Here is an 18767-nt window from a genome sequence, read left to right as displayed (position 1 = left end):
CACCGCGGTAGCCGGGCGCCTCGTCAATAAGGGATCATCGGAACATGACGGAAGCCGAAGCCCCGATCCGAACCGACGGCGCGGACTTGGTCGACTCGGCGCCTGAGGCACCACCGGCAGCGACGTCGCCCGCGATCGAGAACCCGCTGCCCGAGGATCGGTATCTCAATCGCGAACTGAGTTGGCTGGATTTCAACGCCCGCGTACTCGCGCTGGCCGCCGACACCTCGTTACCACTGCTCGAACGGGCGAAGTTCCTGGCGATCTTTGCGTCCAACCTCGACGAGTTCTATATGGTGCGCGTCGCCGGTCTGAAGCGCCGCGACGAAATGGGGCTGTCGGTGCGTTCGGCCGACGGTCTCTCACCGCGCGAGCAGTTGCGCCGCATCAATGAGCGCACCCAGCAGATCGCCGACAGGCACGCGCACGTTTTCCTCGACTCGGTGCGCCCCGCGCTCGCCGATGAGGGCGTTGTCATTGTCACGTGGGCCGAACTCGACGACGACGAGCGGTCGCGACTGTCGACGTACTTCCACGAACAAGTCTTTCCCGTTTTGACTCCCCTGGCCGTCGACCCCGCGCATCCGTTCCCATTCGTCAGCGGGTTGAGCTTGAATCTGGCGATCACCGTCAAACATCCCGACGACGGCGGCCAGCACTTCGCGCGCATCAAGGTGCCCGACAACGTCGACCGCTTCGTGGAACTCGCGCGCCGCGAAGGCAGTTCCGACGTCGTGCGGTTCCTACCGATGGAAGAGTTGATCGCCGCGTTCCTGTCGGTCCTCTTCCCCGGCCTGGATGTCGTCGAGCATCACGCGTTCCGTATCACTCGCAACGCTGATTTCGAGGTCGAAGAGGATCGCGACGAGGATCTGCTGCAGGCGCTCGAACGAGAACTGGCGCGCCGCCGATTCGGCTCGCCGGTCCGTCTCGAGGTGTCCGACGACATGACCGAGAGCATGCTCGAATTGTTGTTGCGCGAACTCGACGTCGACCCCGGCGATGTGATCGAAGTGCCTGGGCTGCTCGATTTGTCGTCGCTGTGGCAGATCTACGGTGTCGACCGCCCGGCGCTCAAAGATCCGCCGTTCGTGCCAGCGACACCGCCTGCCTTCGGCGAACGCGAAACGCCCAAGAGCATCTTCTCGACGCTTCGCGACGGCGATGTGCTCGTCCACCACCCCTACGACTCGTTTTCCACCACGGTGCAACGGTTCATCGAGCAGGCCGCGGCCGATCCCAACGTGCTGGCCATCAAGCAGACGCTGTACCGCACCTCCGGTGACTCACCGATTGTCAACGCGCTCATCGACGCCGCTGCCGCGGGCAAACAGGTGGTTGCGCTCGTTGAGATCAAGGCACGCTTCGATGAACAGGCCAACATCAAGTGGGCCCGCGCGCTGGAACGCGCGGGCGTGCATGTCGTCTACGGGTTGATCGGACTCAAGACGCACTGCAAGACGTGTTTGGTGGTGCGACGCGAGGGCTCGACCATCCGGCGGTACTGCCACATCGGCACGGGCAACTACAACCCCAAAACCGCCCGGCTATATGAAGATGTCGGCTTGCTGACCGCGGCACCCGACATCGGCGCCGACCTCACCGATCTGTTCAACTCGCTGACCGGCTACTCCCGCAAGGAGTCCTACCGCAACCTGTTGGTTGCGCCCTACGGCGTGCGCAAGGGCATCATCGAACGCATCGAGCGCGAGATCGCGGCCACCCGCGACGGCGCCGAGGGCCGGATTCGGATGAAGGCAAACGCATTGGTCGACGAGCAGGTCATCGATGCCCTGTACCGCGCTTCTCAGGCGGGCGTGAAAGTAGAAGTGGTGGTGCGCGGCATCTGCGCGCTAAAGCCAGGCGCCCAGGGTTACTCCGACAACATCGTCGTGCGCTCGATTCTCGGCCGGTTCCTCGAACACTCGCGAATTATTCATTTCCGCGCCATCGACGAGTTCTGGATCGGTAGCGCCGACATGATGCATCGTAATCTCGACCGACGCGTCGAAGTGATGGCACAAGTCAAGGATCCGAGGCTGACCGCTCAATTGAACGACGTGTTCGACTCGACTATGGATCCCGCCACGCGATGCTGGGAGCTGGGTGCCGACGGGCACTGGACGGCGTTGCCAAGCGCGGGCGAGACCGTACGCGATCATCAGGTGTCGCTGATGGACCGCCACAGACATCCGTGAGCCTGACGGTGTCACTGACGATCCAGGTGGCGCCCCGCCGGGGCCGGATGACCTGCAGGAGTTGAGGTGCCGAAGGAACTTTCCTCCGATGCTGCCCCGGCGAACAAGGCCGTCCTCGCGGCCGGCGCAGTGCTGTGGCGGCACAACGGTGACCCATCGGCACCGGAGGTGGCGATCATCCATCGTCCGCGTTACGACGACTGGTCACTACCCAAAGGCAAGGTCGATCCCGGCGAGACCGAACCTGTCACCGCGGTGCGCGAAGTACACGAGGAGACGGGCTACGAGTCGATCCTCGGCAGGCGACTCGCCGCAGTCAGCTATCCCGTCGAGCAGGGCATCAAAAAGGTGCGGTACTGGGCGGCGCGCAGAGTCGACGGCGAGTTCAGCCCGAACGCCGAGGTCGACGACCTCAAGTGGCTACCTGTCACCGAGGCGTTGAAGCACCTCGAGTACCCGCACGATCGAAAAGTGTTGCGCCGCTTTGTAAAACAACCTATCGATACTAAGACCGTGCTGATCGTGCGGCATGGGACAGCAGGCAGTAAGTCGCGGTACAAGGGCGACGATCGCAAGCGGCCACTGGACAAGCACGGCCGTGCCCAGGCCGAGTCTCTGGTCGGAGTGCTTCTGTCGTTCGGCGCCGATACGCTCTACGCCGCGAACCGCGTGCGCTGCCATCAGACACTCGAACCGCTCGCCGAGGAACTTGGCACCACGATCACCGATGAGCCGGCGCTGACCGAAGAGGCCTATGCGGACAATCGTAAGACGGCCAGGCACCGCATCCTCGAAATCGCCGCGGCAGGGGGCACCCCCGTGATCTGCACCCAGGGCAAGGTGATTCCCGATCTGATCTCGTGGTGGTGCGAGCGTGACGGAGTGCGCCCCGACAAATCACGCAACCGCAAGGGCAGCATGTGGGTGATGTCGCTCAGCGACGGACGCTTGATCGCCGCCGACCACATCGGCAGCCCGCTGGCCGCTAAGAAGTAGCGGACGCAGGTAAATCCAAAATGCGCGGGGTTCCACCGAACTCACGACGCACAGACACGCCGCGGGTCAGGTGACCCACGGCGTGCCCGATGCCGAAATTTAGCGACGGCCGCGCTTGGCCGGAGCCTTGCGCGCCGGAGCCTTGCGTGCTGTCTTCTTGGCGGCAGCCTTCTTGGCCGGAGCCTTCTTAGCAGCGGCCTTCTTCACGGCCTTCTTAGCGGCAGTGCGCTTCACTGCCTTCTTGGCGGCAGTCCGCTTCACAGCCTTCTTGGCTGCGGTCCGCTTCACTGCCTTCTTGGCTGCGGTCCGCTTCACTGCCTTCTTGGCGGCAGTCCGCTTCACAGCCTTCTTGGCGGCAGTCCGCTTCACTGCCTTCTTGACGGCCGCCCTCTTCACAGCCTTGCGGGCGCCGCCCGCGGTTGCGCCACGTTTCACTGCTGGTCCTTCCGCCGGGAGTTTTTGTGCGCCAGAGATAACCGCTTTGAACTGAGCACCGGGCCTAAAGGCCGGCACAGATGTTGGCTTGACTTTCACGGTCTCGCCGGTGCGCGGGTTGCGCGCGACACGAGCGGCACGACGGCGCTGTTCGAAAACACCGAAGCCGGTAATGGTGACGCTGTCACCCTTTTGAACCGCACGCACGATGGTGTCGACGACGTTCTCCACCGCATCGGTTGCCGACCGACGATCCGAGCCCAGTTTCTCCGTGAGTACGTCGATGAGCTCCGCTTTGTTCATGCAAAACCTCCGAAACCAGTGGCCCTCTTTGGACCGACTAGTGGACACGGTAAACCCAACGACCACTGATTTCCAAGAGCCACGCGCAATTTCAAGCGAAACTAGCGAACTTTCTTGCCCCCCTTGAACTCCTGCCGGGGGCCCCGAGAAGCGGGTGAAAGGCGGCGATTTCGGCTCACCGGAGCCGTTGAGTCACGCCGGCAGAGTGTGCGGTTTCCAGTTCGGCCGACTCGCTTCGTAGGTCTCGATTTCATCGAGTTTCCGCAGCGTAAGACCTATATCGTCGAGACCCTCGAGCAATCGCCAGGCGGTGTAATCGTCAATCTTGAACGGCACCATGACCGTTCCCGCGACGATATTCCGATCTTGAAGATCCACAGTGATTTCCACCCCCGGCTGCTCCTCAATGAGCTTCCACAGGAGTTCCACATCATCTTGCGCGACTTCGGCCGCCAACAGTCCGGCCTTGCCCGCGTTGCCGCGAAAAATATCGGCGAATCGCGATGAGATGACGACCCTGAAACCAAAGTCCATCAGCGCCCAGACGGCATGTTCGCGTGACGAGCCCGTGCCGAAATCGGGTCCAGCGACCAAGACTGAGCCCTTGTCGAAGGGCGGCAGATTCAGAACGAAAGACGGATCGTTACGCCAAGCCGCGAATAGGCCGTCCTCGAAACCTGTTCGGGTGACCCGCTTCAAATAGACGGCCGGGATGATTTGGTCCGTGTCCACATTCGACCGGCGCAACGGAACGCCGATACCTGTGTGTGTGCGAAACGCTTGCATGACGTTCTCCTCTTACTGAGTAAGCTCGGCCGGCGACGACAGCTTCCCTCGCACAGCGGTGGCCGCAGCGACTGCAGGCGACACCAGATGCGTGCGACCACCCTTGCCCTGCCTGCCCTCGAAATTTCGGTTCGATGTCGACGCGCAACGCTCGCCCGGCGACAGCTGGTCTGGATTCATTCCAAGACACATCGAGCACCCGGCTTGTCGCCACTGCGCACCGGCCGCGGTGAAGATCTCCCCGAGTCCTTCGGATTCGGCCTGTGCGCGCACGCGCATCGAACCCGGCACGATCAGCATCCGCACTCCGTCGGCCACCTTGCGTCCGCGCAGAACGTCGGCGACGACGCGCAGATCCTCGATCCTGCCGTTGGTACACGACCCGACGAAGACGGCGTCCACCGCGATGTCACGCATCGCCGTGCCAGGCCGAAGATCCATGTACGCCAAGGCTTTTTCGGCTGACTGCCGTTCGGCGTCATCGAACATCAGCTCGGGGTCCGGAACCGAATCCGACAACGGAACGCCCTGCCCGGGGTTGGTGCCCCACGTGACGAACGGGCTCAGCGTGGCCGCGTCGAGATACACCTCGGTGTCGAATTCAGCCCCTTCGTCAGTGCGCAATGCCAGCCATGCGGCCACCGCCGCGTCCCATTGCGCGCCCTTCGGTGCATGCGGTCGACCGCGCAAAAATTCGAACGTGGTTTCGTCCGGCGCCACCATGCCGGCGCGCGCTCCGGCTTCGATGCTCATGTTGCAGATCGTCATCCGGCCCTCCATCGAGAGCGATTCGATGGCGCTGCCGCGGTATTCGATGACGTGACCCTGTCCCCCGCCGGTTCCAATTTTCGCAATCACCGCGAGGATGACGTCCTTCGCGCTGACTCCGGGCGGCAACTGACCGTCCACGTTGACCGCCATGGTCTTGAACGGACGCAGCGCAAGAGTCTGCGTGGCGAACACATGCTCGACTTCAGACGTGCCGATGCCCATCGCGAGTGCACCGAACGCGCCGTGCGTTGACGTGTGGCTGTCGCCGCACACCACCGTCATGCCGGGCTGCGTCAGTCCCAACTGCGGCCCGATGATGTGCACGATGCCCTGCTCGGCGTCACCCATCGGATGCAACCGGATACCGAACTCTTCGCAATTACGACGCAACGTCTCGACCTGTGTGCGCGATATCGGGTCGGCGATCGGCTTGTCGATGTCGACAGTCGGCACGTTGTGATCCTCGGTGGCGATCGTGAGGTCCGGCCTGCGCACCGTGCGGCCGTTGAGCCGGAGCCCGTCGAAGGCCTGCGGACTCGTCACCTCATGAATGAGGTGCAGATCGATGTAGATCAGGTCGGGCTCGCGAGCCTCGCCTTTCCCTGTGCCGTGGGCGACGACGTGGTCGGCCCACACCTTTTCGGCCATCGTGCGCGGCGTGTCGACACTGGTCATGCTTGACTATCTCACAATCTGGGAAGCTAGTATCTCCTTGTGAGACAGGATAGCGGCATCGGCGTGCTGGACAAAGCGGTGGGTGTGCTGCACGCGGTGGGCGACTCGCCATGTGGGTTGGCGGAACTATGTGAGCGCACGGGTCTGCCGCGCGCTACCGCGCATCGCCTGGCCGCGGGACTGGAAGTGCACCGGCTGCTGAGTCGAAACGGCGACGGTCTGTGGCGGCTGGGTCCGGCGCTGACCGAATTGGCGGGACAGGTGCACGACCCACTGCTGGCCGCGGGCGCGGTGGTGCTGCCGCGACTGCGTGAGATCACGGGCGAAAGCGTGCAGCTGTATCGCCGCGAGGGCACGGCGCGGATCTGTGTTGCTGCGCTGGAACCGCCTGCGGGACTTCGCGATACGGTGCCTGTCGGCACCCGGTTACCGATGACGGCCGGTTCGGGCGCGAAAGTGTTACTGGCATACGCCGATGCCGCGACGCAGCAGGCCGTGCTGCCCGCGGCGATGTTCACCGATCGCACCCTTGCGGAGGTTCGCAAGCGCGGGTGGGCGCAGAGCGCTGCCGAGCGCGAACCCGGCGTTGCGAGTGTCTCGGCGCCTGTGCGCGACGGGCGCGGCACGGTCATCGCCGCGATCTCGGTGTCGGGGCCGATCGACCGGATGGGACGCCGACCGGGCGCCCGCTGGGCAGCGGACCTGTTGGCCGCCGCGGATGCGCTGACCCGTCGGCTCTGATTCTCGTTGTCCGCACCGGCCGAGGCTGCTGTCCGATCGCAATCTCGACACAACTTCGATCTACCCGCAGTGTCGAGCGATACAAAGAAAAGGCTCTGAACCCGAATACGGGTCCAGAGCCAATTTGTAGCCCCGATGGGATTCGAACCCACGCTACCGCCGTGAGAGGGCGGCGTCCTAGGCCGCTAGACGACGGGGCCAGAACCGGATTGCCAGCATAACGCAACCGAACATGTCGACCTAATCCACTCAGGCCTGACGCTCTTCGCGCTAGCGCTCATCGCAATGGCTGGGGTACCAGGACTCGAACCTAGAATGGCTGAACCAGAATCAGCTGTGTTGCCAATTACACCATACCCCATTGGCTGCCTATAACCGCAGGTCATCGGCTGTGTTCGGCCCGCTCAAGCGGAGGGCTGTTTCCGCCGCCTGTTGTATCGGGCCGACGTGCAGACTACCAAAGATTCGAAGCTGTCTTTTCACGCCTCCGCCGCGGCCGCGGCAGCCGCGTGGTCCCTTCCGGCGCGCAACCGCTGCAGGCTGCGCGCACGGCCGAGCAGTTCCAGCGACTCGAACAGCGGCGGGCTGATCAACGCGCCCGTTGCGGCTACCCGGATCGGACCGAAGGCCTTGCGCGGCTTGAGCGCCAGGTTCTCCAACAACGCCACCTTGAGCGCGATTTCGATCTTGGCCGTCGTCCAATCCCCGACCTCCTCGAGCGCTGCGATCGCCGCGTCGAGCACCGGCGCCGCATCACCGCGCAACTCCTTGGCTGCCGCCTTCTCGTCGAATTTGTATTCGTTGTCGTTGAGGAACTTCAGCAGATCCCACGCATCGCCGAGCACGACGATGCGCGTTTGCACCAGCCTGGCCGCCTCTGCGAATTGCGTGGCGTCCAGACCGGTGTCGTAGCCATGCTCGGCAAAGTACGCGCGTAGTCGTCCGGTGAAGTCGTCCTCGCCCAGCAGCCGGATGTGTTCGGCGTTGAGCGCGTCGGCCTTCTTCTGGTCGAAGCGTGCCGGGTTGGAGTTGACGTTGACGACGTCAAATGCGGCGACCATTTCATCGAGGCTGAACACGTCGCGATCCTCGGCGATGCCCCAGCCGAGCAGGGCCAGGTAATTCAGCAGCCCTTCGGGAATGAAGCCGCGCTCGCGGTGCAGGAACAGATTCGACTGCGGGTCCCGCTTGGACAGCTTCTTGTTGCCGTCACCGAGAACGCTTGGCAGATGCGCGAATTCAGGAACACGCTCGGCGACTCCGATGCGGATCAACGCCTGATACAGCGCGATCTGGCGGGGCGTCGACGGCAACAGGTCCTCGCCGCGCAGCACATGGGTGATCTTCATCAGCGCATCGTCGACCGGATTGACCAAGGTGTACAACGGATCTCCGCTGGCACGCGTCAACGCGAAGTCCGGAACCGTTCCCGCGGCGAAAGTGGTGTCGCCGCGCACGAGGTCGTGCCACGCGATGTCTTCGTCAGGCATTCGCAAGCGCACGACGGCGCTGCGCCCCTCGGCGGCGAACATCGCCCGTTGCTCGTCGGTGAGGGTGCGATCGAAGTTGTCGTAGCCCAGTTTGGGATTTCGGCCGGCGGCGATATGCCGGGCCTCGACTTCCCCTGGCGTCGAGAACGCCTCGTACGCTTCGCCGGCATCCAGCAGCCGCGCAATGATGTCGCGGTAGATGTCACTGCGCTCGGACTGCCGGTACGGCGCATACGGCCCCCCGATGTCCGGACCCTCGTCGTAGTTCAACCCGAGCCAGCTCAGCGCATCCAGCAGCGAAAGATAGCTTTCCTCGCTGTCACGTTCGGAGTCGGTGTCCTCCAGCCGGAACACGAACGAGCCCCCGGTGTGTCGGGCATAGGCCCAGTTGAACAGCGCGGTGCGGATCAGGCCAACGTGCGGCGTGCCTGTGGGCGACGGGCAGAACCTTACCCTTACGGTCATCACTTTCCTTTGCGCACAACAGGATTGCTCAGCTTCCCGATGCCTTCGAGGGTAACGCTGACAGTGTCGCCATCCTCGATCGGGCCGACGCCTTCAGGTGTGCCAGTGAGAATCAGATCACCGGGCAGCAGTGTCATCACCGCCGAGATCCACTCGATGATGGCACCAATGTCGTGAATCATCAGCGACGTTCGGCTGTGCTGCTTGACTTCGCCGTTGACGTCGGTGCGCAGATCCAGGTCGGCGGGGTCGAGGTCGGTGACGATCCAGGGGCCGATGGGGCAGAACGTGTCGTAGCCCTTGGCGCGGGTCCACTGGCCATCCTTTTTCTGTTGATCACGCGCGGTGACGTCGTTGCCGATTGTGTAGCCGAGGATGTTCTCGGCGGCGCGCGCGGCGGCAACGTCCTTGCACGGTCGACCGATGACCACAGCCAGTTCGCCCTCGAAGTGCACGGGGTTCGCGTCGGCCGGCATCTGAATCGGCACGTTGGGCCCAATGATCGAGGTGTTGGGCTTCATGAAGATCACGGGATCGGGAAAGTCGCCGCCACCCATCTCTGCGACGTGCGCGGCGTAGTTCTTGCCGATGCAGACCACCTTGCTCGCCAGAATCGGCGCGAGCAATCGGACATCGGCGAGCGGCCACTGCCTGCCAGTGAAGTTGGGCGACCCGAACGGGTGCTCGGCGATTTCCCTGGCGACCATGTCTGCCGGGTTATCGGTGGGTCCTTCGATGCTGACGAAGGCAACTCCGTCGGGGCTGGCGATTCGACCAAGGCGCATGGCCTCAGCCTAGTGGCCGTGGTCGGGGCGCTCCTTCGCGGTCGTCGTCTCACTATATGGAATATTAGTTCAGCATCCTGAGACGCCTGTGCGACGATAATCCCGTGTCCGTCGAAGCGATCAGCACCATGCGGCGCTGGTCGATGTTGGCCATCGCGCTGGGCGGCACGCTGTTCGCCAACGTGTTCATCAACGGTGCGGCCTTCCTCATCCCGACGCTGCACACCGACCGCGGGCTGGATCTGGCGAAGGCCGGCCTGCTCTCGTCGATGCCCAGCTTCGGCATGGTGGCGACGCTGATTGCGTGGGGTTACCTGGTCGACCGGGTCGGCGAGCGGATCGTGCTCGCGCTGGGTTCGGCGCTGACAGCGGCTGCAGCGTTCGCGGCGGCGTCGGTGCAGTCGCTCGTCGCGGTTGGTGCGTTCCTGTTGCTTGGCGGTATGGCGGCGGCCAGCAGCAACTCGGCTAGCGGTCGGTTGGTCGTCGGATGGTTCCCGCCCGAGCAGCGCGGCCTCGTGATGGGCATCAGGCAGACGGCGCAGCCATTGGGAGTCGGGCTGGGCGCCTTGGTGATTCCGCGTCTTGCGGAAAGTCACGGTGTCTCGGTGGCGCTGCTGTTCCCCGCGGTGGTGTGCGCCGTGTCGGCGGTGGTATGCGCCTTCGCGGTGATCGATCCGCCACGGCCGCCGCGACATGAGGCCGATGAAGCCGATCTGGCCAACCCGTACCGCGGCTCTTCGGTGTTGTGGCGCATCCACGCGGTGTCGTGCCTGCTGGTGGCGCCGCAAGTGGTGGTGTGGACGTTCACATTGGTATGGCTGATGAGCGACCGCGGTTGGTCGGCGGCATCGGCGGGAGCGATGGTGACGGTGGCCCAGTTGCTTGGCGCCGGTGGACGAATCGCCGCCGGACGTTGGTCGGACCTGGTGGGCTCACGTCTGCGACCGATCCGCATGATCGCACTGGCGGCGGCCGCGGCGATGGGTCTGCTGGCCCTGACTGATTGGCTGCACTCCCCCGTCAGCGTCGCCATGATGGTGATTGCCTCGGTGATCACGGTGTCGGACAACGGTCTTGCGTTCACCGCTATCGCCGAAATCGCGGGCCCGTTCTGGAGCGGCCGTGCGCTGGGCACGCAGAACACCAGCCAACTGCTGACGGCCGGTGTCGCGCCGCCGTTATTCGGAGGGTTGATCGCAGCGGCCGGCTACCCCGTCGCGTTCGCCGTGTGCGCGCTGTTTCCGCTTATCGCGCTACCGCTTGTTCCCGTCGATCGCAGTCAGTCAAAGTCGTTGCGCCACTGGGATATTTAACCTCTGAAAAGAGGCAACGGTAGCAGTGTCAGTTCGTCCGCTTCTCGCAATTTGATTAGCTTCACAAGCCATCAGGGCCACGAACTCGTCGTCCGGCCAAGATTCCGCACCGACGTCGAACAAGGCTCTTCTAGCGCACGCCTACGCCGGATTGCCGGTCTTCGGATTGAGCACCAACGGCGGCTGGGCGTGCCCGCTGAAGTCGAACATGTTGTCGAGCACGCCGGCTCGGGCGTCGAACGAATCGTCGCCGACGCGGCCGGTGCCCCAGTTGTCCTCGATGAACCGCAGAATCGAAGTCTGATCCGTCTGGGTGTGATCGACGAAGTCCGGCTTCGCATAGGGCGAGATGACCAGCAACGGCAGCCTGGGTCCATAACCGCAGCGGCCCTGGTACTTCGCGGCGCCACCGTTGGTGCCACAGGTCCCCGGTCTCGACAGCGCGTCGGCGGATGACGCGGAACTGGATACCGTCGGCGATGGTTTGTGGTCGTACCAGCCGTCGGAATCGTCGTAGGCAATGACGATTGCCATGTCTTTCCACTCGGGCAGCTTCTGCAGATGGTTGACGGTCTCGACCAGAAACTGTTGCTCGTCGAGCGGATCGGAGTACTCAGGGTGCCCGTCCTGGTAGCCCGCGGCCTTCAGGAAGCTCACCGCGGGAAGATGGCCGGCGTCGGCGGCGGCCCAGAGGTCGGAGAGGTCGTATTGGTGGTTGGCCGAATCGGTTTGGCCTACCTTGTCGACCGAGCCGGGCGGCAGGTGATGGGGGTTCGCCGTCGATGGGTAGTACTGGAACGGTTCGTGGTGAGGGATGTAGTCGTCCTTCGCGCCGAGCGACATCGGGCCGGATTTGCCTGTGCCACCGAGCACGGCGCCCACGTTGTGGCTCGCCCCGCAGACCGCCGTGCCGTCCGGCTTGGTCGACGTCGGCTTGAACCCGCCCTGAAAGTAGCCCCAGGTCACGTTCTTGGCGTTGAGGAGGTCGCCGATGTTCTTATTGTCCGCGCTGAGCTGCACTTGATCGCGACTCGAACAGTCATCGCCGAACGGCTGCGCGTCACCGATCACGGTGCCCTGGCCGTTGCCAGCGTTCTCGACAACCTCACCTGCCGGGAATTTCGCCCCGCTCGGCATGAATTCCTTTGTCACACCATGGGTTTGACCTGAGATCAGGCTGAGATGGCCCGGTGTCGACGGACCAAACGTGGTGTCGTAGGAATTGTCACTCATCGCGTAGTGCTGTGCGAAGTTCCACAGCGCGGTCACTGAATTGCCGTCGTAGTAGGCCATCACCATGCCCGGCACCTTGAACACCGGCGGCTTGCAGTCGGAGATCTCGGTGTTCTCGATGAACTGATCCATCGCTCCGCCGTGGAAAGCCTTTTGTTCGGCGGTGTATTCGTGGTCCTGGTCGCACGTGACCTGTTGGGCGGGGCCGCCCAGGCGCATCGGTGCCCCTTTGTTGGGGTTGTCCGTCATCAACTTCGGCGTCAGCCCATCGACCGGCGGGGTTCCCTGTTGTGCGGTGAAGGGCTGACCGTCGATGTTGGCGGCGTGAGGATAGGTGCCGAAGTAGTGGTCGAACGATACGTTCTCCTGAAAGATCACCACCAAGTGGTGAATCGGCGTCGCGGTGTTCGCATTCGACGCCCCACTCGCACACGATGCCGAAACCAAGGCAAGCACCATCGCGATCACGACCAACTTTCGACTGGGCCTCATGTTGAGGAAGCCTTCAGGGGTCAAGTGGACGACAGATGAACCGCAGCTGTGAGTCTCAGCCGATCTCCAGATTCTCTGCGCAGCGCGTCAGCGACGCCGTGAGCTGCCGCCCTGCCGTCGGCGATAACCCGCCGGTCATCGCCGAATCGACGCCGGTCACGGCGGCATGTGCCGCCGCCAACCGCTTGGCACCGGCTGTCGTCAGCTCGAGCGAACGCGCACGACCGCGCGGTGGCCGGTCCGCGTCTTTGACGAACCCCGCAGACCGCCTACTGTCAGGAACAGCGTCGCCCTCGCCGGCCTAAAGGCTCGCCGCGATCCGCTCGCCGATCTGCGCTGTGGTCAGCTTTGCGTCGCCGCGGGTGGCGAGATGCTGCTCGACGGCCTTGTCGACGCGGGCCGCGGCGTCGTGTTCACCGACGTGCGAAAGCAGCAGCGCCACCGACATGATCGCCGCGGTTGGATCTGCGACGCCCTGACCCGCGATGTCCGGCGCGCTGCCGTGCACCGGTTCGAACATCGACGGATTCGTCCGCGTCGCGTCGATATTGCCGCTCGCGGCCAGTCCTATGCCACCGCACACCACCGCGGCGAGGTCGGTGATGATGTCGCCGAACAGGTTGTCGGTGACGATCACGTCGAACCGGCCCGGATCGGTGACCATGTGAATGGTCACCGCGTCGATGTGTTGGTATGCGACTTCCACGTCCGGGAAATCCTTGCCGACTTCGGCGAAGATGCGCGACCATAGACCGCCCGCGAACGTCAGCACATTCGTCTTGTGCACCAGGGTCAGATGCTTGCGACGGCTTTGCGCTCGGGTGAAGGCGTCACGGACAACACGCTCGACGCCGTAGGCGGTGTTGACGCTGACCTCGGTCGCCACCTCCTGCGGAGTTCCGGCCCGCAGCACGCCGCCGTTGCCGGTGTAGGGGCCCTCGGTGCCCTCGCGGACGACGACGAAGTCGATGCCAGTCACCCCCGAAAGCGGGCTGCTGACACCGGGATACAGCCGGCCCGGCCGCAGGTTGACGTGGTGGTCCAGCGCGAAGCGCAACTTCAGTAGCAGGCCGCGTTCCAGCACCCCGCTGGGTACTGACGGGTCGCCGATGGCACCGAGCAGGATCGCGTCGTGACCGCGCAACTCTTCGATAGTGGCTTCGGTGAGCAGTTCGCCGGTGGCGTGGTAGCGCCGTGCGCCCAGGTCGTACTCGGTCTTCTCGACGCCGGGGACGACTGCGTCGAGCACCTTGAGGGCCTCGCTGACGACCTCGGGGCCGATGCCGTCGCCGGCAATGATCGCCAATTTCACGACAGATCGACCACTTCCAGGAGTTTGGCGCCGACGGCGTCAGTGATTGCGGCGCGGACATCGGCGGGCACGTCGCGGTCGATCCGCAGCAGGATCGTCGCGCCCGGCCCCTCGGCGTCCTCGCTGAGTTGCGCCGCATGGATGTTGATGTCGGCGGTGCCGAGCAGCGTGCCGATCTTGCCGAGCGTGCCGGGCTGATCGATGTAGTTGACGATCAGATAGACGCCCTCGGCCCGCAGATCGAAGTTACGACCGTTGATCTGGACGATCTTCTCGACTTGCTGCGGTCCCGACAGCGTGCCGGCGACGTTGGCCACCGACCCGTCGCCGTAAACCGCACGCACATCGACAACGCTGCGGTGGTTGGGACTTTCGGTGGCCGTGCTGATGTCGGCCTCGACGCCACGCTCGGCGGCCAACGCGGGCGCGTTGACGAACGTCACCGGATCTTCGATGACGGCGGAGAACAGTCCTCGCAACGCCGAAAGTCTCAGCACCTCAACGTCTTCCGAAGCCAGTTCGCCGCGCACTTGCACCGACAACGACACCGGCAGCTCGCTGCACAGCACACCGACGAGGACGCCGAGCTTCCGGACCAGGTCGAGCCACGGCGCCACTTCCTCACCGACGACCCCGCCACCGACGTTGACGGCGTCAGGCACGAATTCACCGGCGAGCGCGAGCTTCACGCTCTCGGCGACGTCGGTGCCGGCCCGGTCCTGCGCCTCACCCGTCGATGCGCCGAGGTGCGGCGTGACGACAACCTGGGGCAGGTCAAACAGCGGGCTGTCGGTCGTCGGCTCGGTGGCGAACACGTCGATGCCTGCGGCGCGCACGTGTCCTGAACGCACGGCGTCCGCCAGCGCCTCCTCGTCGACCAGCCCGCCGCGAGCAGCATTGACGATGATCACGCCAGGCTTCGTCTTGGCCAGCGCCTCCTTGCCGATCAGCCCCGCGGTTTCCGGGGTCTTCGGCAGGTGCACGGAGATGAAGTCGGCGCGGCTCAGCAGCTCGTCAAGCGTCAGCAGCTCGATGCCGAGTTGCGCGGCGCGCGCCGCCGACACGTATGGGTCGTATGCGACGACGTGCGTGCCGAACGCCGCCAGACGCTGTGCCACCAGCTGGCCGATGCGGCCGAGTCCCACGACGCCGACCGTCTTGCCGAATATCTCGGTGCCGGAGAACTTCGAGCGCTTCCAGGTGTGCTCGCGTAGCGACGCGTCGGCCGCCGGAATCTCCCTGGCGGCAGCAAGCATCAATGCCACCGCATGCTCGGCGGCGCTATGGATGTTCGACGTCGGTGCATTGACCACCAGCACGCCACGGGAGGTCGCGGCGTCGACGTCGACGTTGTCCAGCCCCACGCCGGCGCGGGCGACGATCTTGAGCTTGGACCCGGCGGTCAACACCTCGGCGTCGACGGTAGTCGCGGAACGCACCAACAGCGCGTCGGCGTCCGGCACGGCGGCCAGCAGCTTCTCTCGGTCCGGGCCGTCGACCCAGCGGACCTCTACCTGGTCACCAAGTGCGGCGACGGTCGATTCAGCCAGTTTGTCGGCGATCAGTACAACAGGAAGGCTCACGCCCACACAGCGTAGTGGGCTGTAATGGCGGGGTGGTGGGCGGGAGAATGGCGAGCGTGGACGTCACTGTTGTCGGTAGTGGACCCAACGGCTTGGCAGCCGCTGTGATCTGCGCCAGGGCCGGTCTTTCGGTGCAGGTCTTCGAGGAGCAGCCCACCGTCGGCGGCGGCGCGCGCACGCTGGCTGACCCGGAGTTTTCCGGGGTGTCGCACGACATCTGTTCGGCCGTTCATCCGCTGGCGCTGGCATCGCCGTTCCTGGCCGAGTTCGATCTGCCCGCCCGCGGGGTGAGGGTGACGGCACCGGAGGTGTCCTACGCCAACCCGCTGCCGGGACGACCCGCGGCCGTCGGATATCACGACTTGGACCGCACCAGCGCGGAGCTGATCGACGGACAGTCGTGGCGTCGTCTGCTGGGCCCGCTTGTCGAGCGTGACGGGGCGGTGCTCAAGCTGCTGCTTGGCGACAAACGCTCGATTCCGACCACCGACCTGATCGCGGCGGTCGCGGTGGCGCGTCGACTCGTCGAGCAGGGCACGCCGGCCTGGCGGGTGTTGTCGGGGGTGGATGCCCGCGCGCTGTTCACCGGTGTTGCGGCGCATACGATTTCGCAGATGCCGTCGCTGGTGTCCGCGGGTGCAGGGCTGATGCTCGCCGTTCTGGCGCATACCGTCGGCTGGCCGATACCGACAGGCGGCAGTCAAGCCATCCCCGACGCGCTCATCGCCGACCTGCAGGCCCACGGCGGCACGGTGATACCGGGAACGAAGATCACCGAACCCCCTTCGGGCGTGGTGCTTTACGACACCGCGCCTACCGCCCTGTTATCCGTTTACGGCGACCGATTGCCATCGAAGTATGCAAAGGCCTTGCAGCGCTACCGTTTCGGACCTGGTGTGGCGAAGGTTGATTTCGTGCTGTCGGGCGAGATCCCGTGGGCCGACCCGCGGCTGGCCGACGCGCCGACCCTGCACATGGGCGGCACCCGCGAGCAGATGGCGCACGCCGAGGCGGAAGCCGCAGCGGGCCGCCATCCGGAATGGCCGATGGTGCTGGCCGCGCTGCCGCATCTGGTCGATCCTGGCCGAATCGACAGTGCAGGCCGACGCCCGCTGTGGACATATGCGCATGTGCCTTCGGGGTCGACTGTCGACCAGAGCGAAACCGTCACAAGGGTTTTCGAGCGTTTTGCTCCCGGCTTCCGCGATGTCGTGGTGGCGGTCCGCTCGGTACCGGCGGCGCGGTTGGCCGATCACAACGCCAACCTCGTCGGCGGCGACATCGGGGTTGGCGGCAATACGCTGTTCCACGCGTTGGCAGGGCCGACGCCGCGGCTGAATCCGTGGAGCACGCCGATACCCAAGGCGTATCTGTGCTCATCGGCGACACCACCCGGGGGCGGCGTGCACGGCATGGCCGGGTACTACGCCGCGCGCACGGTGTTGCGTCGTGAATTCGGCATCAAGACGCTGCCTAAGCTGTCGCCATGACCAAACTCGCGGTGATCTACTACTCCGCCACCGGGCACGGCACCACGATGGCGCGACGCATCGCTGCGGCCGCGGAGGCTGCGGGCGCTGAAGTGCGCATTCGTCCTGTCGCCGAAACACGTGACCCTGCGTCGTTCGCGCAGAATCCCGCGTGGACGGCGAACTACGAAGCCACCAAAGACCTTCCACACGCGACCGGTGACGACATCGTCTGGGCCGACGCGGTGATCTTTGGGTCGCCGACCCGATTCGGTTCGGTCGCTTCGCAGATGCGCAATTTTCTCGACTCGCTTGGCGGCCTGTGGTCTGAGGGCAAGCTGGCCGACAAGGTATATGCGGGCTTTACGTCGACCAACACCGCGCACGGCGGCCAGGAGACCACACTGCTCACGCTGTACGTCACGCTGATGCACTTCGGCGGCATCATCGTGCCGCCGGGGTACACCGACGCGCTGAAGTTCGTCGACGGAAACCCGTACGGCGCGAGCCTCACCGCGGGGCACGACAACATCAGCGAGTTCGACGACGCGACGAACAACGCGCTCGACCATTTGGCCAAGCGCGTTGTCGCAGTCGCAGACCGACTTACTTCTTAGCGGTTGTGTGCAGTTTGTGGCGTTAGCGCTACCAACTGCACACAACTCGCACGGGTACGGTCTAGGCCGTATCCGTCAGCGGGCGGTCGACCCAGCTCATCAGCTCACGCAGCTTCTTACCGGTCACCTCGATCGGATGCTCGGCGTTCTGCTTGCGCAGCCCCTCGAGTTCCTTGTTGCCGCCCTCGACGTTCGCCACGAGACGCTTGACGAAAGTGCCGTCCTGAATCTCGGTCAGCAGCTGCTTCATCCGCTCCTTGGTCCCGGCGTCGATCACACGCGGACCGGACAGGTAGCCGCCGAACTCCGCAGTGTCGGACACCGAGTAGTTCATCCGCGCGATGCCACCCTCGTACATCAGATCGACGATCAGCTTGAGCTCGTGCAGCACCTCGAAGTAGGCCAGCTCGGGCGCATAGCCCGCCTCCACCATCACGTCGAAGCCGGTCTTCACGAGTTCCTCAGTGCCACCGCACAACACGGCCTGCTCCCCGAACAGATCGGTCTCGGTCTCGTCCTTGAACGTGGTCTTGATGACGCCGGCGCGGGTGCCGCCGATGCCCTTGGCGTAAGACAGCGCGAGCGCCTCGCCCTCGCCCTTGGGGTCCTGGTCGACCGCGATCAGGCAGGGCACGCCCTTGCCGTCGACGAACTGACGACGCACCAGGTGGCCCGGGCCCTTCGGCGCGACCATACCGATGGTGACGTTGGCAGGCGGCTTGATCAGATCGAAGTGGATGTTCAGACCGTGGCCGAAGAACAGCGCATTGCCATCTTCGAGGTTCGGTTCGATGTCGTTCTTGAAGATCTCGGCCTGCGCAGTATCGGGCGCCAGCAGCATGATCACATCGGCCCACTTGGCGACCTCGGCGGGCGTGTCCACCTCGAGGCCCTGCTCGGTGACCTTGTCCCGCGACTTGGAGCCTTCCTTGAGTCCGACCTTCACCTGCACGCCGGAGTCGCGCAGCGAAAGCGAATGCGCATGGCCCTGGCTGCCGTAGCCGATGACGCCGACCTTGCGTCCCTGAATGATCGACAGGTCCGCGTCGTCGTCATAGAACATCTCTACTGCCACTGAATTTCCTTATCTTCGAACTGATTTG

The 18767-nt window shown here is 64.5% G+C and carries 15 protein-coding genes and 2 tRNA genes; 6 read left to right on the top strand and 11 right to left on the bottom strand.

What is annotated here, in order from left to right; translation table 11 throughout:
- Nucleotides 1–44: 44 nt before the first annotated feature.
- The gene (locus MYCSM_RS10825; protein ID WP_015306191.1) at nucleotides 45–2198 is read left to right on the top strand and encodes an RNA degradosome polyphosphate kinase; all 2154 of its coding nucleotides are present in this window, start codon (nucleotides 45–47) and stop codon (nucleotides 2196–2198) included.
- Between the two features lie 66 nt (nucleotides 2199–2264).
- On the top strand, nucleotides 2265–3194 hold the full coding sequence (locus MYCSM_RS10820) for an NUDIX hydrolase (protein ID WP_015306190.1): 930 nt from the start codon (nucleotides 2265–2267) through the stop codon (nucleotides 3192–3194).
- Between the two features lie 99 nt (nucleotides 3195–3293).
- Here the strand turns inward: MYCSM_RS10820 and MYCSM_RS10815 are convergent, their stop codons facing one another.
- From MYCSM_RS10815 to leuC, 3 genes are all read right to left on the bottom strand, one after another.
- Entirely contained in the window at nucleotides 3294–3932 is a 639-nt protein-coding gene (locus MYCSM_RS10815; RefSeq protein ID WP_015306189.1) for an HU family DNA-binding protein, read from the bottom strand.
- A gap of 192 nt (nucleotides 3933–4124) precedes the next feature.
- Nucleotides 4125–4718, bottom strand: coding sequence for a 3-isopropylmalate dehydratase small subunit (leuD, locus tag MYCSM_RS10810; protein ID WP_015306188.1), 594 nt, complete (start codon nucleotides 4716–4718; stop codon nucleotides 4125–4127).
- Between the two features lie 12 nt (nucleotides 4719–4730).
- Nucleotides 4731–6164, bottom strand: coding sequence for a 3-isopropylmalate dehydratase large subunit (leuC, locus tag MYCSM_RS10805; RefSeq protein ID WP_015306187.1), 1434 nt, complete (start codon nucleotides 6162–6164; stop codon nucleotides 4731–4733).
- A gap of 39 nt (nucleotides 6165–6203) precedes the next feature.
- Between leuC and MYCSM_RS10800 the strand changes: the two genes are divergently transcribed.
- A complete protein-coding gene (locus MYCSM_RS10800; RefSeq protein WP_015306186.1) occupies nucleotides 6204–6905 on the top strand; it encodes an IclR family transcriptional regulator in 702 nt (233 codons plus the stop codon).
- A 127-nt stretch (nucleotides 6906–7032) separates the two neighbouring features.
- Here MYCSM_RS10800 and MYCSM_RS10795 read toward each other — a convergent pair.
- The 4 genes from MYCSM_RS10795 to MYCSM_RS10780 all read right to left on the bottom strand — a co-directional run bounded on the left by MYCSM_RS10795 (nucleotide 7033) and on the right by MYCSM_RS10780 (nucleotide 9645).
- Nucleotides 7033–7105 (bottom strand) — tRNA-Glu (locus MYCSM_RS10795).
- An 86-nt stretch (nucleotides 7106–7191) separates the two neighbouring features.
- Nucleotides 7192–7266, bottom strand: a tRNA-Gln gene (locus tag MYCSM_RS10790).
- 118 nt (nucleotides 7267–7384) lie between these two features.
- Entirely contained in the window at nucleotides 7385–8860 is a 1476-nt protein-coding gene (gene gltX / locus MYCSM_RS10785; protein ID WP_015306185.1) for a glutamate--tRNA ligase, read from the bottom strand.
- Nucleotides 8860–9645 (bottom strand): fumarylacetoacetate hydrolase family protein, encoded by a 786-nt coding sequence (locus tag MYCSM_RS10780; RefSeq protein WP_015306184.1) that lies wholly within the window; start codon nucleotides 9643–9645, stop codon nucleotides 8860–8862. The genes gltX and MYCSM_RS10780 overlap by 1 nt, the downstream gene beginning before the upstream one ends.
- 104 nt (nucleotides 9646–9749) lie before the next feature.
- On the opposite strand from MYCSM_RS10780, the gene MYCSM_RS10775 reads away from it, so the two are divergent.
- Complete coding sequence (locus MYCSM_RS10775) at nucleotides 9750–10958, top strand: MFS transporter (protein ID WP_015306183.1); 1209 nt, start codon at nucleotides 9750–9752, stop codon at nucleotides 10956–10958.
- A 141-nt stretch (nucleotides 10959–11099) separates the two neighbouring features.
- On the opposite strand, the gene MYCSM_RS10770 is transcribed toward MYCSM_RS10775, so the two are convergent.
- From MYCSM_RS10770 to serA, 3 genes are all read right to left on the bottom strand, one after another.
- Complete coding sequence (locus MYCSM_RS10770) at nucleotides 11100–12683, bottom strand: phospholipase C (RefSeq protein ID WP_015306182.1); 1584 nt, start codon at nucleotides 12681–12683, stop codon at nucleotides 11100–11102.
- Nucleotides 12684–12984: 301 nt separating this feature from the next.
- Nucleotides 12985–13995, bottom strand: a complete 1011-nt coding sequence (locus MYCSM_RS10760) for a 3-isopropylmalate dehydrogenase (RefSeq protein ID WP_015306181.1) — start codon at nucleotides 13993–13995, stop codon at nucleotides 12985–12987.
- On the bottom strand, nucleotides 13992–15578 hold the full coding sequence (gene serA, locus MYCSM_RS10755; RefSeq protein ID WP_041311787.1) for a phosphoglycerate dehydrogenase: 1587 nt from the start codon (nucleotides 15576–15578) through the stop codon (nucleotides 13992–13994). The genes MYCSM_RS10760 and serA overlap by 4 nt, the downstream gene beginning before the upstream one ends.
- 56 nt (nucleotides 15579–15634) lie before the next feature.
- Between serA and MYCSM_RS10750 the strand changes: the two genes are divergently transcribed.
- Together MYCSM_RS10750 and wrbA are read left to right on the top strand one after the other, a co-directional pair.
- Nucleotides 15635–17068, top strand: coding sequence for a phytoene desaturase family protein (locus tag MYCSM_RS10750; RefSeq protein WP_198345023.1), 1434 nt, complete (start codon nucleotides 15635–15637; stop codon nucleotides 17066–17068).
- The gene (gene wrbA / locus MYCSM_RS10745; protein WP_015306178.1) at nucleotides 17065–17664 is read left to right on the top strand and encodes an NAD(P)H:quinone oxidoreductase; all 600 of its coding nucleotides are present in this window, start codon (nucleotides 17065–17067) and stop codon (nucleotides 17662–17664) included. Before MYCSM_RS10750 ends, wrbA begins: the two co-directional genes overlap by 4 nt.
- 61 nt (nucleotides 17665–17725) lie before the next feature.
- Here wrbA and ilvC read toward each other — a convergent pair whose 3' ends face one another.
- Nucleotides 17726–18727 carry a ketol-acid reductoisomerase gene (ilvC, locus tag MYCSM_RS10740; RefSeq protein WP_198345071.1) on the bottom strand — a complete coding sequence of 334 codons (1002 nt, stop codon included), beginning with the start codon at nucleotides 18725–18727 and terminating at the stop codon, nucleotides 17726–17728.
- Between the last annotated feature and the right edge of the window lie 40 nt (nucleotides 18728–18767).

Origin of the sequence: Mycobacterium sp. JS623 (genome assembly GCF_000328565.1) — a bacterium.
GTDB lineage: Bacteria > Actinomycetota > Actinomycetes > Mycobacteriales > Mycobacteriaceae > Mycobacterium.
Note: the sequence above shows the minus strand (reverse complement) of the source record. Positions and strands in the feature narration are given on the sequence as shown.